Below are 14598 nucleotides of genomic sequence, written 5' to 3' on the forward strand. Positions count from 1 at the left end.
AGAGCGCTCAGCGCGCCGCGGGCGCGTCAGCGGGCGGTGCGGGCACGGGCACGCTGCTGGCGACCAGAGCGGGCAGGCTGGGCAGCACCTCTGCCGAGGTCTGCAGCATCACGACCGAACCCCCTCCACGGCACGTGCGCGTGCCCGCGCGCTGCCACCCGCAGGTGCCCATGAGGTAGGCGAACTTGCTGCTGTGCCTGCCGTTCAGCTCGTCGCCGCTGGGAACCTCACACCGCACCCACCGGCGCCCCAGACAACTGGTGTAGTGGCGGGCCCACAGCGTCAGCAGCCTGCCCGGGCGATCCGAGCGGCCGGGCAGGGTACAGGCCGCGGAGATCAGCACGCTGGTCTGCGCCCGCTGCTCCGCAGTCCACCAGGACAGGTCGGGGGCCAGCTCCACGCGCATCACGCCCAGGGGCTGGCTGTCCTCGGTGAGGACCACGGCCCCCGGTCCGTCACCGAGCGCGGACCACACGGGCTCAAGGTCGCCGGGCAGGCCGCTCTGTTCGAGCCAGCGCTGACGAGCCTTCACCATGCGGAGGACGGCAGGCCGATGGGCTGGCGACACAGGACAGACCTGGTAGGGAGCAGGGAGCATCAACGCATCCAGAAGCGGGAGACGGGGGCGGGGGGGGCGGGGTCGAGGGCCACGCGGCGGCGCGGCTAGGCGGGGGTGGTGAGGGCCTTTGGCGCGACCCGGCCGCACCGGAGGGCCTCGATGGCGTCGACCGTGGTGGTGGTCGTGTGTGTCGGCGCCGGGTCCTGGGCGGTCCGCGTGCGCTGCCCGGAAACCCAGATCGTGTTCATCCCCGCCGCGGTGCCGCCCTTGATGTCGGTCCTGAGGTCGTCTCCGACCATGACCGCCATCGAGGCGTCCGCGTCCAGGGCGTCCAGCGCCAGCTCGAAGATCGCCCGGTGCGGTTTGCGTAGCCCGCACGCACCCGAGATGACGATCACGTCGAAGCAGTCGCTCAGCTCGGCGACTTCGAGCTTGAGTCGCTGCGGGCCGGGGGCGCCGTTGGTGACGACACCGAGCCGCCACCCGGCATCGGCGAGCTGCCGCAGGGCAGCACACACCTTCGGCCGGACCGGCACGAGCTCAGCCGAGCGCATCCGGTATTCCTGCAGGAGGTCGAGCACCGAGGTCGAGAGGCGGAGTTCGTCGCGCAGCGCGCGCAGAACGTCGTGCCGGTAGGCGTACTGCTCTGCGATTCCCCTGATCCGGGAGACGGGGATGCCGTGCTTGGCGGCGAACTCCGCCGACCACTGTGCGAGCGCCGCCGCATGGTCGGTGAGCGTGCCGTCCAGGTCCATCAAGGCGACGGGTGCAACGGCGGGCATGGCGGGCATGAAGGCGGCTCCAGGGCGTATACGCGGTGAGCGGGGCGGGCGATGGCGTGGTGGGAGGCGGAGGAAGGGGCGTTGTGCCCTCAGGGGGCGGGGGGGAGTTCTCGCGCGGGGCTGGGGCGGGGCCTGGTGTGGGGTGGGGGGTCAGGTGAGTGCGCCGCGCGGCCTGGCTGGTGCTGGCACTGGCACGCGGCAGTGGACCTGGTGGGCCAGGGTGGGATCGGCCCGGGCGGTGCACACCAAGAGCGTGTATCGGTGGCCGGTGCCTGCCGCGGCGGCGAACTCCCAGCCGCAGAGCGTCGTCAGGTGGGTGACCAGCCGCGTGTGCGCACCGCAGGTGTCCACCGGAATCTCGTGGCAGAGCTGTTCCAGGCCCGCGCGGGCAGCGAAGTCGCGGGCCCACCTGGTCATCAGCGCGCCGGATACCGGTGCTTGGCCGACTCGGGTGCACGCGGACACGATGCGCAGGCTGGGCACGGCGCGGTGGGCGTCGGGCCAGTGGCCGGGCAGCGGGCCGTGGTCCAGGTGCAGCAGGCCGTCCAGCACCCCCTCTGCGCAGAACCCCACCATTCCGGTACCGGCGTGGATGGCGGCGCTCAGATCGCGGGTGTTGCACGGCTGGCGGTGCCGCATGGACCAGCGCACTCGCTCCTCCACGAGGTGGAGGGCTGCGACCTGGTCGTCGCAGGTCAGGGGGCGTATCTCGTAGACGACAGTCACGGGGCGTTCCCTTTCAGCAGAGCAGTCGTCCGCTACGGTCAGGCTGCGGGGGCGCAGTGCGGGGTGAGGCGGGCGAAGCGGCCGGACCAGGAACCGCGGTGCACTCCGCGGACGCTTTCGCCGATCCGGTGGCGCTGGATGTCGTCGGGGCCTGCGGGGGCGTGAGTGTGACGGATGTCGCGGGCCGTGCGGGCCAGGGGAGAGTCGGCGAGGATCGCGTAGCCCCCGAAGAGCGCCTCAGCGAGTTGCGTGTTGGCGCTGGCCATCTGGCTGCTGTGGAGTTTGGTGTGGAACAGCTGGGTGTCGCACGCCTTGGCGTGGTCCAGGAGGCGGGCGGCATCCAGCACGGACGACTCGGCGGACATCAGCCGGGACTCCATGTCCGCGAGGTGGTGGGAGACCACCGGGTGATCGGCCAGCCTGGCTCCCTTGCGGGCCCGGGCCGTCAGGAAGGCGACGGTGTCATCGCGCAGCCGGTGGTGCAGGCCGAGCATGACGGCTGCGAGGTTCAGCCGCCCGCACACCACAGATGCCCCGGTGGCTGCGGCGAACCCGTCGCCTTCGTGTCCGAGCAGCCGGTCGGCGGGAACCCGCACATCGCGCAGCTCCAGCTCGCCGAGGGTGAAGCCGTGCAGGCCGACCAGGCGCGGCTGGGTGACGGTGAGTCCGGGCTGGCCCGCGTCGACGAGGAAGGCGGACAGCGCGTGCGGGGAGCGGTCCTCGGGAGCGCTGGTGCGGGCCACGATGAGGTGGACGCCCGCGATGCCGGAGTTCCCGGTGAAGCACTTGCGGCCATCCAGCCGGTAGGAGCCATCGGCCTGCCGCCGGGCGGTGGTCTCTATGGCCAGGATGTCGCTGCCGCCGTCCGGCTCGGTGACCGCGATCGTCGCCCACAGACCCGCACAGATCCGCTCCAGCCACTCCCGGCGCTGCTCGTCACGGCCCAGGTGACGGATCGCGAAGGTGGGTATGAGGGACGCCTGGTAGATCGCGGCGGCCGCGCCGTTGGCGTATCCGAGCGCGGCGCACACCAGCGCGCGGGACACATGGCCCAGATCCAGGCCCCCGTACTCGCGGTCGACGAACACCCCAAGCCAGCCCAACTCGCCCATCAGGCGCGGCAGGCCGGTGTCGGCGTGTGTGCCCTTGGACTCCATGTCGGCAACGCGCGGCACGAGTTCGCGCTCGATGAAGTCCCCGACTGCGGTGTGCAAGGCGACTTGGCCGGGGGTCAGCGCTATGTCGCTCTTCAGCGCCAGGACCGGTGCGGGCTGGCTACTTCGTGCTGGCAGGGTCATCGGGCACTCCCTCGTAGCGGGTGGCAGGGGACGATGCGAGGCGGAGGTCCTGGGGGTCGCGCGTGATGACCCACGTGTTGAACTGGAGAGCCCGGCCCTTGATGAGGTCGACATGGCTCTTGGTCCAGGCGGTGGGCCGTGTCGCCACGGCGCAGATGGTGCCGAACGGCACGCCGGTATCCGGGTCGACGACGCGCATACCGAGGTAGGCCCTGGCGCCGAGCCTGTAGGTGGCCCGGTTGCCCCCGAAGCGGGGGAATTCGTAGACGTCCCTTAGCGGAAGAGCGGCGTGCCGCTCGATGGTGTGCACGCACCAGCCCTCGTTAAAGTCCATGGTCCGGCTGACGGAACGGGACGCGACGGGCGCTGCCTGGCTGGCGCCCGCGGACAGCCGGGGGACGTGCAGCCCCGCGAAGTACTGGCCCTTGTCACCGATCAAGTTGGCCATGGCGTACAGGCCGTCCACCCCGTCGGGCAGACCCCCCAGCGCCACCAGCTCCTCGGCGACGCTAGTGGCGAACGCGTCCAAGACCTTGTTCGGCTCGTGTCGAGCCAGATCGAGGCGTTCCAGGACCGCGCGCCGCTGCTGGGCACCCTCCGGCATAGCGGTCGGCGCTTTCATGGTCGGGGAGGAGAGGTGCGGGGGGCCAGGCGTGGACATCGAGGGCTCCTAATCAAGGGCGGCTGGACTCAGGCCGGGAGGAGGTTGTGGGCGTACTCGACCAGGCTGATCAGCACGTGGCGGGCCGAGTCCCGTTCGCGGGCGTCGCAGCACACCACCGGCACCCGCGCATCGAGGCTCAGGGCCGAGCTGACCGCCTCGGGGGGATAGCGGCGCGCGCCTTCGAATTCATTGATGGCGACAAGGAAGGGCAGACGGAGGGTCTCGAAGAACTCCACCGCGGGAAAGCAGCCGGTCAGCTTCCGGGTGTCTGCCAGGACCACGGCCCCCAACGCGTTCTTGGCCAGCAGGTCCCACATGAACCAGAAGCGGTCCTGCCCCGGCGTCCCATACAGCAGCAGCTGCACGTTCATGTCGCTCTGGCGCAGGGTGAGGCGCCCGTAGTCCATGGCGACGGTCGTGGTCGTCTTGGGCTCGGCCCCGGTGAAGTGGTCGATGCCCTCACCAGCCGAAGTCAAGGCAGCCTCGGTCTGCAGGGGCTTGATGTCACTGTCACTGGCCGAGCCGACGAACGTGGTCTTGCCGACCATGAAGCCGCCCGCTACCAGCAGCTTCAGGCTCACCTCCGGGACCAGGGCCCGCTCACTGGGCGGCGCGGAGTCCGTCGAGAACACGGTGCAGCAGCTCCTTTTTGGTGTGGGCACCATCGGCGTACTCCTTAGGGGTCGGGCTGATGAGATAGCCGTCGTGCATCAGGTCGGCGAGCCCCATCCCGGCCTGCTGCAAGGTGGTGCCGACGCCGTGCGCGATCTCCGTGACCGACAGCACCACATCCCCGGTGCCCTCCCAGCAGGAGAGCAGTTCGGCGTGGAAGGGCCTCAAGGTGTGGTCCTTGGGCGGCCGGGCGCTGCGTGTCAGGAGGACCCCGGGATCCAGGTACCGGTCGGGCCGGGGCTGCCCGCCCAACAGCGCGTAGGGCCGCACCGGTCCGCGGAGGACGGTGTCCTCAGTCAGGTCCTCCATTTCACTGCGCGCTCCCCTCGGGGGGCAGCGGCTTTGACCGAGAGTCCACCGACAGCGACACGGGCCGCTGCCGCGCCAGCAGGTTCACCGCGTTGGTGACCTGTTCCAGATCGGCGCCCATGGGGACGACCGCCGCTACCACGGTGTTCGCGTGGCCGCGCACCATCACCACCGATTCCCCCGACTCGAAGGCCACCATCTGGTAGGCCACGGCACCCGGGTCTCCCAGAGCCAGCATTCCGACCTGCTGCGTCAGGCTGAACATGGTGCTGACCACGGCGCTGAGCGGCTCGTGCGCTTCGGCGGAGACGCCCGCAAAGCCCAGCGGTAGCCCGTCCTCCGACGCCATGAGGACGGCGTCGACCCCGGCCGTCGCGTTGAGGAAGTCCGCCAGTACCAGGCTCTGGGCATGCGTCGAATGAGGCACGGAGGTCACGAACGCTCTCCTTGACTGGAGTGGGGGGTAGAGGAGTCGATTTCACGTTGCGAGCTACACCAGCCGCGCTGAGCGGCACGCACCGCCGCACCCGGGTTGCTGGCCTGCGGCGGAGGCGCGTCATCCCCGCCAGGGACGGCAGCGCCTCGCAGTTCCGGCGCCATGTACGACGTGCCGCGGCGCCGCGTCGGAAGCCCCGACGCCGTCGCAGCGGGCGCCGGAGGCTCGGCTGGTGCCGAATGGGGTGCAGGGAGCGCTGCCCTGCACGGGTCTTCTGCGGCGACCGGCAGGGACTCGGTGCCGCCCTGGAGGGTGTGGGGGAGCGCCATGTCCTCTTCACAGAGGGCCGAACCGCTGGTGGCGCTGTCGCTGTCCGAGTGCTCTTGGTCCTGTAGGGTCTCGGGCTCCTCGGTGTGGAGCAGATGCTGGGGCACGATGACCACGGCACGGGTGGACCCGAAGACGTTCTCCTGGAGCTCCACGCGCAGGCCACGGCGGGCAGCCAGCTCAGCCACCACACACAGTCCGATACGCCACTCTTTCAGCGACTCACTGCGCTGCCGTGCATCCGGTTCGGCCAGCAGCCGGTTCCACCGCTCCCGCTCGGCGCGCCCGAATCCGATTCCCCGGTCGTCGATCTCGATGGCCACACCCGTGTTGACCGTCGACACGTGGACCTCGACCGGTGTGCCCGGGGGCGAGAACGCCGTGGCGTTCTCCAGGAGTTCCGCCGTGATGTGCACGAGGTCATAGGCGGCATTGCCGGGCAGAACATGCTGCACGTCAGGCGGCACACGCACCTGCTCGTAATTCGTGACCTCCGCCACCGCGTGGGTGAGCACCGTCGACAACGGCATGGGCTTCAGGTTCCGGTGGCCGCGCGCACCGCCGAGCACCGCGGCGGACCGGGCGAACCTCACCGCGCGGGTGACCTGCCCATCAAGCCGCCACAGTCGCGCGAGTTGCTCCGGGTCGTCGGTGTGCTTCTCCGCGGTGTCGAACCCCTCGATAACCTTTGCCAGAACCGCCTCCGAGCGGCGCCCCAGGGTCAGCAGCGCCGCCTGTTCCCCCCGCGCCGTGGCCAGGGACTGAGCCTGGCCCACCGCAGTGCCCAGCAACTGCACCGCGGCGTGCACAGCCTGCAGCGGGTCCCCTCCCCCGTCGAACGCGCTGGGCTGCTCGCTCGATCCGCTGCTGGGTGTATCCGTCAGGGCGGCACGAAGTGCCTCCATCTCCGCCACCACAGCCTGAGCCCACTGGCCAAGTTCGTCCTGGTAGGCGGCCTGGTTCTTCCGCTGGCCAGCCAGCTCCTGCCGGGCCTGCTGCGCCGAAGCCTGGGCCGCCGCCTGGTGCTCTTCCGCGAGCTGCACGGTGCGCTGGTGGAACAAACTCACGAGGCATCCGGCGCGCCACCGCGTGGCCAGGAAGGAACCCGCCACCACGCACACCGAGCAGGTCGTCGCCACCCATCCGGGCAGTCCCACCGAGGCAGACCACACAGGGTCGATGACCACCGCGGACACCGCGACAGCGGCCGGGATCGTTATCGTGCGCGTCAGCTGCCCGCGCAGCCCGGCCAGCGCTCCTGAGGCCGTGGGATCGAATCGGCCGGTGCGCGGTTGGCGGGCGGGCGGGGGTGGGTGCGGCATGGAGTTCCTCAGGAGACGCAGGACGGGTTGGACAGCGACGGACGGATCAGCTAGCGCTCGACAGCGGACGGCACCCCACAAGGAGGGGGGCGGAGTGCGAGCCGGTCTGGCATCGCGACGAGGGCGACAGGTTCAAGCGCAAGACGAGGTCGGCACCCATGGGCGTGGAACATGCTCGCGGTCGTCGATGGGCACGCCGTGCGCGGGCCAGTCCGCCATCGGCTCGTCCTGGGAGAACGATTCCCGGGGCCGAGGCCGGTAAGACATCTGTGCACGGATCGTGCTCAGCCCGTCGAACAGCGACCGGGCAGCATCAGCGGTGAAGGGCACGTCGCAGGGCGGCAAGAGCCAAACACGGCAGCAGGGCTGCGCGGGACCACACTCCGCCAGGTCGGTGCACTGCCACTGCTGTCCGGGGCGGCACTGTGAGTGCGGGGCGCGCCGCCACCAGGCACTCGCCTGGTCGACCACCGGCACGTGCAGCAGCTGGTGACGCGGGCAGATCAGCACCGGCCCCACCATGCCCCTTTCCATGAGCGGAGCCAGTGCGGGACCGCCGAGACCAACACCGACCTGGACCACGTCCATGGCGGCTCTCCCCGGTATCGGGGACGGGCGTTCGGTGAGCTGCATCCGCCATTGCGGCGGCGGGATGAGTAACGCGGTCATCGAGGCTCCCAAGCGCTGCCATCCGACGGCGCCGATTCGGTGGTAGAGGAGGGGCGTGCAGAGTGAGGGAGTGATCGGCAGGCGCATGACCACGTGTCGCGTCCGAGTGGAGAGGCCGCCCAACTGCCCGCTCCCGGACGCGTGCTCGGTCCCTGCCCCGGGGCGGGCATTCCGCCGTAGAACTCGGCGTGTGCGTCGGCGCTGCCCTGGGGAGGCTCGGCCCCCCACCGGACGATGGTCTTGCCGTCGCATGTGGTGCGAAGGCGGAGATCCGGGAATCCGGGACGGCCTGCCAGGGCCGCCATGTACGCCTCACCGACCTCGGGTTGGTCTACGCGCAGGAACCCTCCCCGGCGCCCCTCTCCAACAGGAATGGCAACCAAGGGGGCCCGGAAGGCCGCCAGTGCCACCGCGTGCTTCAGCAACTGAGGGTTTGCTAGATGCATCGCGGCGTACTCGAAGTCATAGGCCTGGCAGGCAGGCAAAACCCGCACCCAGGACGCCTGGCCGTGCCCGGGCGCCACTGCCGCGGAGGAAGCGAGTTCCTCATCGAGGAACGGCCCCAAAGGGCGCCCCTCGTGCCGATCGTCCGGCGCCGCTGAAGCGCTACCGCACGCGAGGTCGCTCCGTGTCACCGGCGAGGCGAGAGAAGGGGCGGCGCTGAGGACACGGCATGGACCCGAAGGGGGCTTCATGCGAGTGCCGTACAGGCTAGGCGCCACTTCACTGGAGAGGTCGGGCAATCTCTTCCACGGCGACCGCGATGCTTGAGCCGTTTTGCCCACTGTGGTCGGACACGCGCTGTGAGCATTGTGGGTTGGCCGAGCGAGTTGGTCCTGTCCCGGGGGCACGGTGCGATCGCCGGTCATTTCCCTGGCAACGCGGGGCACACGCTCCCCAGCCCGCTTGCACCACACCACCTTGCCGGTCCCGCTGCGCCGCCACCCCCACTCGTCGGAAAGGGCATGGACCAGGCGCAAGCCCCGGCCGGAGGCACGACTTGGGTTGAGTTCGCACAGTTTCGGTTCTGCGGGGGACGCGTCCCTGACCTCCAGGTGCACAACCTCATCGCGAATCCTCAGCAGCACGGTGACTGGATCAGCGCCATGCCAGAGGGCGTTGGTGACTAGTTCGGAGGCGAGGAGCACGAGGTCGTCGACCGCCTCTACGCCCCAGCCTCTGAGTGCTTCCCGCACGGCCTTTCGCGTCCGCGAAACCTCTGAGAACTCGTGCTTCAGATGCAGAGCTACCTCTCTGCAGACCGTGACGCGAGTGCCGCTGGGCTCCGCGCCGTTGCCCTTCTCACTCATGCCTGACATACGCTCACCTCGCTGACACCGGGTCGGCAGCGATCGCCCGCCCCAAGACATGGCTCCATTTGGCCGTCGGCAGGCGGTCGCGAAGCTGGTCCCAGCAAGGAGCCGTCGTAGGAACGCAGACGTCCGCGCTGAGGTCGCTCACTGCTCCGGTCAAGCCTTCTGCGGCGATCGGCTTGGAGTATGGCGCGGGATCTCTCGCCATGTAACGCTCATAGCGAGAGTGTCCGCATGACCCGCGGCACGTTCCGCCGTGTAACGTCTCTTCGTGGGCGCCACACGACAGCCAGGACACTGGCCGCACTTAGAGGAGCGCCAGCATGACAAACGAGTCGACAGCGCCAGGCGGGAGGCCTGGTCAGACTGAGGCGGGGCCGACCCAGCGGCGACGGACACTGGGACTCCGCCTCTTCGAGCTCAGAAAAGCGTGCGGCCTTTCAGCCGAGGCAGCTGGCCTGCAAGCCGGGGTATCGAAAGCCACGGTCAGCCGCTACGAAAAAGGCCAAGGGAACGTACGCTGGAACCAAGTTGAAGCGCTTTGCAAAGTCTACAACGCCCCTGATGAGGAAATTGCCGAGCTGATTGAGCTGGCAAAGAACAGCAAGCTCACCGACAGTTGGTGGATTCCCCTCGCGGGCAAACTTTCCAACCCCATGCGGGTTCTGCTAGGTGTCGAGAACGAGGCTCCCTTCATCTGGCAGTTTGCTGCTGGTGCAGTGATCCCGGGACTCCTGCAAACGAAACGGTACGCCGCAGCGATTCAGTCAACACCCGGGAACTCTCTGGAGCCCGAAGCCGTCACCGAATTTCTCGACATGAGGATGCAGCGCCAGAAGATCCTCGCGCGTACGTCCCCACCGAGCTACCACGCCATCCTGGATGAGAGCGTGCTCCGCCGCAGGGTGGGTGGCGTGGATGTCATGGCTGAACAGCTAGACCTCCTGCTAGAACGGCGGCAGGAGCGGAACATCACCATCCAGGTAGTCCCGTTCGACGCAGGGGCGTACAGCGCTGCGCTGACGAGCTTCATCATCTACGGCGGAACCGAGCCGTCCCTGGACGTCATCTTCGTTGAGACCGCCGTCGGCTCCCTGTTTCTTGAGGAAGGAGGGGCACGCCATGCGTACGAGAACGTCTGGTCCTTCCTGCGCCAGGAGGCGCTGGACACTGATACTTCGGCGCAACTGATCGCCGAGGCCCGCGAGAATCACCTGCGAAACCGAAGGTAAGAGGAATTCTTCCGTGACCGAGAAGCCGCAACAGCCTGTATGGTTCAAGAGTAGCTACAGCGGCAGCCCCCAGGCTGAATGCCTGGAAGGCGCCGACAAATCGAACAGTATTTGGGTGCGCGACTCCAAGAATCCGGACGGCGGGCACATCGTCTTTTCTAGGGCGGCGTGGGAAAGCTTTACCGTGCACCTGCAAAAGGGCCAAGTCTTCCCCTGAGCTCGAAGCGCCCGGCCAAGTTAGCGCAGCCCGGGGCCTTGCGTGGCCCCGGGCACACACTTTACGCAAGTCGGACATTCGGCCTGTTTAGCACATGAGGTGTTACTTCGTGCTGCTGAAGCGCCGAGTAGTCCGACGGAAAGCCTGTGCAGTGGACTGTCGATGCGGACAATGAGAGGACTGCAGCGTTGTCCGCGTCAGGGCACCGAAGGGGAAGTCATGCCGCAGAAGCCCAAGCACCTGGACGCGACCCTGTCGGCTCGCGCCTGGTGGGGCTTAGAACTCCGAAACTGGCGACGGGTCAGACGCCTGTCGTCCAAGGCGCTCGGCGCAAAGGTGCACCTCAGCGGCACAATGATCGAGCGTATCGAGAAGAATGAGCGTTCCTGCAACGCTGCCTTGGCCGCTGCTCTGGACGAGGCCTTGGACGCGGGAGGCGCCCTCGTTCGGCTGTGGAACCTCGTCGCAGAGGAGGAAGCGGAAGCGGACAGGGTGCGTGCTGATGCGGACAACACCCAAACCGAACGCGCGCTCGACGACTCTGGTGCACACGCCACGGGCATCCTTGGGGTGAACCCGCTCACCCTCGCGGATCGGAGTCTGTCAGCCATGCAGCGCCGCGCCCTTCTTGCCCTCGGCGGAATAGCCGCCCTTGCCCCCGGTACATTCACCGCCCTCCTCCCTGAATCGGGGCCAACGGCGCTTCCCAAGGTTGTCCGCCCAGAGGACATCGACCAAGTGCGCACTGCTGCGGATGCACTCGCCGGATGGGACAACCTCTACGGCGGGGGCGGGATCGCACGAAGTTCTGCCGCAGGACTGTTCATCTGGGCGAAGGGGCTGCTCACGGTGAAGACTCCGACCGCCTTGGAGAACGAGCTGTACGGCGCGGTAGGCCGCCTGGCGATCGTGATGGGCGCCTCCGCGTTCGACGCGTACGAGCACGAGGACGCAACCCATCTCCTCCGATTCGGAGCATGGTGCGCGGAGCAATCCGGCAACTGGCACCTCCGGGCCTCAGCGCTCAACTGGCAGGCCCGCCACGAGATCTGGTGCGGCCGACCTGATGCGGGCCTTACCCACGCTGAGAACGGTCTCCTGCGCTCCGACCGCCTTACACCCCGTGAGCAGGCCATGCTCCACAACGCCAGGGCTAGGGCCTGGGCGAAGATGGAGAACGCCCGGGAGACCCTGGCCGCCATCAGCCAGTCGGACGATGCATTCGCGCACGCTGAGAAGGACCAAGACGTCGCGTGGATGGCCTACTACGATCAAGCTCAGCATCACGGGGACACCGGACACGCAGCGTTCGACATCGCCATGCTGCCGGGGCAGTCACCCGTGATGGCTGCACGCCGCTTGCAGGCTGCGACCGCGGGGCACACAGATGCCTACGTGCGCTCTCGGGCACTCTCGGGCACCAAACTCGCCACTCTAACCATGGCCACAGGCGACCCGCAGCACGCTGTAGCTATCGCCCACCGTGCGCTGAACGAAGTGGGGCGCCTACGCTCCAAGCGTGCTGCGTCCGACGTCCAGGATTTGGCCAAGGCATCGATGAGACACGCCCGGAAGCCGGAGGTGGCCGAGCTCTGCGAACGAATCAACACCACGGTCCTCGCATGACCGCGCGCACCGAGGAGTCCAACGCCGCGCTCCAGCAGGCCCTATCCGCCGCCGGGCTACCCCAGGACGGAGCTGAGCCGATTCGGCTCGCCGAGAACGATCTATGGAAGCTCCCTGGCGGCATCGTCGTTCGGATAGCCCGACCCGGCCAGGAGGAAGCGGCAGCCCGCGAGGTAGCTGTGGCCCGCTGGTTGGCCCAGAACAACATCCCAGCTGTACGACCCATGCCGTGGGACCAGCCTGTGCACGCTGGTGGCCGCGCAGCAACGTTCTGGGAGCTCCTCCCGCGCCACCGGCATGGCACAGAAGCTGACCTCGCCCCGCTCCTGCGCCAAATGCACTCGCTACCCAGGCCTTCATTCCCTATCGGCCAAGTTCAGCCCTTCGTCCGCATCACCGAGCGGCTTTCCGCAGCTCGATCGGTGAGCGCGGACGACCGGCGGTGGCTCCTCAACCACCTCCGCGAGCTCAAGCAGCAGTGGTCCTGCCTCCCAACAGGTCAACCGCAGTGTGTGATCCACGGCGACGCCTGGGGAGGCAACTGTGCTGTGCCCGAGGAAGGCGCAGCGCTGCTCTTGGACTTTGAGCGCACATCGATCGGGCCCCCTGAGTGGGACTTGACATCGACCGCCGTCGCGCACGACACCTTCGGCTCGCTCTCTACAGACCGGTACGCCGCCTACTGCAAGTTGTACGGCCGTGATGTCAAGGACTGGGCAGGGTACCCAACGCTTCGCGGGATCCGGGAGCTTCGACTTGTGACTTTCGCACTCCAGATCGCGGACCGTGATCCCATGGCTCTCAAGCAGGCCCACTACCGTGTCGCGTGTCTTCGAGGCATGCACGGGCCGCGTCCCTGGCACTGGCAACCCGTGGGCTGACGGAGGCCCCCTACCGGGCGACAGCGCGGAACTGCGCCGTCTCTGGCCTCCAGAGCCGGGCCGCCCGTATGAGGCGGTCTGGGCTTCGTCAGCCCTGCGCCGCTCTTCGGCTGTCAGTGCGAGCCGTTGGCAGCTTGGCTCCTCCCCACTGACCGGTTCACTCCCCCCCCGGCAGTGAGGGTGAGTGATGGCATGCTCTGCTCTGACCACCCGGTGTTGGAGCGAGAGGAGCGCGGTGCCCTCGGTAAGGCGTCCCACGCTCAAGCCGCCCCGCCAAGTAAACCGAGCGCGGCGTCGTCAAGCAGGGCTGCGGGCAAGGCGCGGGTCGAGCGCGTACCAACGCCCGTGGACAGTACCGAGGGTCCTCGCACGGGGCTTTGTGCCGCTACGCGGACACCCGGGACGGCGGCTCACGAAGCGGGTCCGGAGCGTCTTGAGCGGGCCGAGGAGTCCGGGGGTGGCCCAGTTCAGCACCGCCCACAGTTCGCAGAGGTCGTTCCCGACCGGCGTGCCGGTGAGCGCGACGCGACCGCGGGAGGGGATGTTCCGCAGGGCGCGGGCCGTGGAAGCGGCGCACGCTCGTCGAGGGGCGAAGCGGCCGATCTCACGTTCCCAGTTGAGGAGACCCGAATAGGTGATAGAACGCTCCTGCTTGTCCCGCACGGCGGTGGAGCTGTGGTCACGGGTGGCTGGGTGCTGGCGGGGCGGATTCCAGGAAGCGGTTGATAGTGGTGCGGGCGATGCCCGAGACCCGGTGTAGTTCGGCCTTTGAGATGCCGGAGGCGATGGCCCAGTGGACAAGGGAGCCACGGCGGAGGCCTTCGTCGCTGTTCTGCCAGCGCTGGACGACCAGCGGAAGGATCGGGCCGTGCCAGGGCTGCTGGGTACGGGGGAGACGCGGGCCGTCTGCGCGCTCCCAGGTGCTGGTGAGCGGCGGTAGGGGTTCGTCTGCGAGGGGCAGCGCACTGGCGGCGGCTTTGCGTGCTGCAATGCGTTCGCGTTCGAGGCGGGCCGTGATGGCGGCGCCGAGGTGGTCGCCGGTCAGGTTCGTGGGGTCGTCGTCGGTGGCGAACCGGTTGATCTTCTCGGTCCACGCCGTGGGGTCCCATTCGCGCCGCACCTCGAACTCGTCTTCGCGGTAGACGTCGATGTACCCACGGGTGCGCAGGAGGTTGGCCAGGGCGTCCTGACGGTCTGCGAGGTGCCAGGAGTGGACGAGGTGGGCGATGGTCTGCGCCCAGGGGGCGATCTCGGCGATCGCGGCCGCTTGGAGGCGTGGCTGGGCGCTGCGGTCGTCGATGAGCTCGGCGACGGCCAGGGTAGTGCCGCCGTCGTGCAGGTACACGGCGGTGCCCGTGTCGATCACCCACTGCGAGTAGCCCGCCCGGGTGTGGAACTCGCCGTACTCGGTGCGCACGATGTGCAGACCGGGCGGGTGGTGCTCGCCGAAGTCGATGATGGGGAGGTCGGGGAGCGTCATGCCGCCTCTTCCAGTCGCTACGTTTTGGCCGTTGAAAACGTAGCGGTGGCGCGCTACGTTTTCAACGGCCAAAACGTAGCGCCTC

Annotated in this window: 16 protein-coding genes and 1 pseudogene; 4 read left to right on the plus strand and 13 right to left on the minus strand. The window is 68.5% G+C overall.

Going from position 1 to position 14598, the window contains the following annotated elements; translation table 11 throughout:
- Positions 1–7: 7 nt before the first annotated feature.
- The 11 genes from ACIG3E_RS33165 to ACIG3E_RS33215 all read right to left on the minus strand — a co-directional run bounded on the left by ACIG3E_RS33165 (position 8) and on the right by ACIG3E_RS33215 (position 9134).
- Complete coding sequence (locus ACIG3E_RS33165) at positions 8–535, minus strand: hypothetical protein (protein ID WP_399623288.1); 528 nt, start codon at positions 533–535, stop codon at positions 8–10.
- Positions 536–663: 128 nt separating this feature from the next.
- Positions 664–1341, minus strand: a complete 678-nt coding sequence (locus ACIG3E_RS33170) for an HAD family hydrolase (RefSeq protein WP_399623289.1) — start codon at positions 1339–1341, stop codon at positions 664–666.
- A 150-nt stretch (positions 1342–1491) separates the two neighbouring features.
- Positions 1492–2067, minus strand: coding sequence for a hypothetical protein (locus ACIG3E_RS33175; RefSeq protein ID WP_399623291.1), 576 nt, complete (start codon positions 2065–2067; stop codon positions 1492–1494).
- A 38-nt stretch (positions 2068–2105) separates the two neighbouring features.
- The gene (locus ACIG3E_RS33180; RefSeq protein ID WP_399623293.1) at positions 2106–3365 is read right to left on the minus strand and encodes an acyl-CoA dehydrogenase family protein; all 1260 of its coding nucleotides are present in this window, start codon (positions 3363–3365) and stop codon (positions 2106–2108) included.
- Complete coding sequence (locus tag ACIG3E_RS33185; RefSeq protein WP_399623295.1) at positions 3343–4026, minus strand: GAF domain-containing protein; 684 nt, start codon at positions 4024–4026, stop codon at positions 3343–3345. Before ACIG3E_RS33185 ends, ACIG3E_RS33180 begins: the two co-directional genes overlap by 23 nt.
- 29 nt (positions 4027–4055) lie before the next feature.
- Positions 4056–4661: a GTP-binding protein gene (locus ACIG3E_RS33190; protein WP_399623297.1), complete on the minus strand. Its 606-nt coding sequence runs from the start codon at positions 4659–4661 to the stop codon at positions 4056–4058.
- A complete protein-coding gene (locus ACIG3E_RS33195) occupies positions 4630–5010 on the minus strand; it encodes a DUF742 domain-containing protein (RefSeq protein ID WP_399623299.1) in 381 nt (126 codons plus the stop codon). Before ACIG3E_RS33195 ends, ACIG3E_RS33190 begins: the two co-directional genes overlap by 32 nt.
- Before the next feature lies 1 nt (position 5011).
- Entirely contained in the window at positions 5012–5446 is a 435-nt protein-coding gene (locus tag ACIG3E_RS33200; RefSeq protein WP_399623300.1) for a roadblock/LC7 domain-containing protein, read from the minus strand.
- The gene (locus ACIG3E_RS33205; RefSeq protein ID WP_399623301.1) at positions 5443–7095 is read right to left on the minus strand and encodes an ATP-binding protein; all 1653 of its coding nucleotides are present in this window, start codon (positions 7093–7095) and stop codon (positions 5443–5445) included. Before ACIG3E_RS33205 ends, ACIG3E_RS33200 begins: the two co-directional genes overlap by 4 nt.
- Before the next feature lie 132 nt (positions 7096–7227).
- On the minus strand, positions 7228–7764 hold the full coding sequence (locus tag ACIG3E_RS33210; RefSeq protein WP_399623302.1) for a hypothetical protein: 537 nt from the start codon (positions 7762–7764) through the stop codon (positions 7228–7230).
- Positions 7761–9134, minus strand: coding sequence for a DUF6302 family protein (locus ACIG3E_RS33215; protein WP_399623303.1), 1374 nt, complete (start codon positions 9132–9134; stop codon positions 7761–7763). Before ACIG3E_RS33215 ends, ACIG3E_RS33210 begins: the two co-directional genes overlap by 4 nt.
- Before the next feature lie 266 nt (positions 9135–9400).
- On the opposite strand from ACIG3E_RS33215, the gene ACIG3E_RS33220 reads away from it, so the two are divergent.
- The 4 genes from ACIG3E_RS33220 (at position 9401) to ACIG3E_RS33235 (ending at position 13033) form a co-directional block, all read left to right on the plus strand.
- Complete coding sequence (locus ACIG3E_RS33220) at positions 9401–10309, plus strand: helix-turn-helix domain-containing protein (RefSeq protein WP_399623304.1); 909 nt, start codon at positions 9401–9403, stop codon at positions 10307–10309.
- 13 nt (positions 10310–10322) lie between these two features.
- Positions 10323–10526, plus strand: a complete 204-nt coding sequence (locus tag ACIG3E_RS33225) for a DUF397 domain-containing protein (protein WP_399623306.1) — start codon at positions 10323–10325, stop codon at positions 10524–10526.
- A 219-nt stretch (positions 10527–10745) separates the two neighbouring features.
- Positions 10746–12152, plus strand: coding sequence for an XRE family transcriptional regulator (locus ACIG3E_RS33230; RefSeq protein WP_399623308.1), 1407 nt, complete (start codon positions 10746–10748; stop codon positions 12150–12152).
- Entirely contained in the window at positions 12149–13033 is an 885-nt protein-coding gene (locus ACIG3E_RS33235) for a phosphotransferase family protein (protein WP_399623310.1), read from the plus strand. Before ACIG3E_RS33230 ends, ACIG3E_RS33235 begins: the two co-directional genes overlap by 4 nt.
- A gap of 416 nt (positions 13034–13449) precedes the next feature.
- Here ACIG3E_RS33235 and ACIG3E_RS33240 read toward each other — a convergent pair.
- Positions 13450–13603 (minus strand): annotated as a pseudogene (locus tag ACIG3E_RS33240) (SNF2-related protein); the annotation flags it as partial.
- Between the two features lie 109 nt (positions 13604–13712).
- Positions 13713–14513 (minus strand): hypothetical protein, encoded by an 801-nt coding sequence (locus tag ACIG3E_RS33245; protein WP_399623311.1) that lies wholly within the window; start codon positions 14511–14513, stop codon positions 13713–13715.
- Positions 14514–14598: the final 85 nt, after the last annotated feature.

It is taken from the genome of Streptomyces sp. NPDC053474, from assembly GCF_044544845.1.
Taxonomy (GTDB): Bacteria; Actinomycetota; Actinomycetes; order Streptomycetales; family Streptomycetaceae; genus Streptomyces.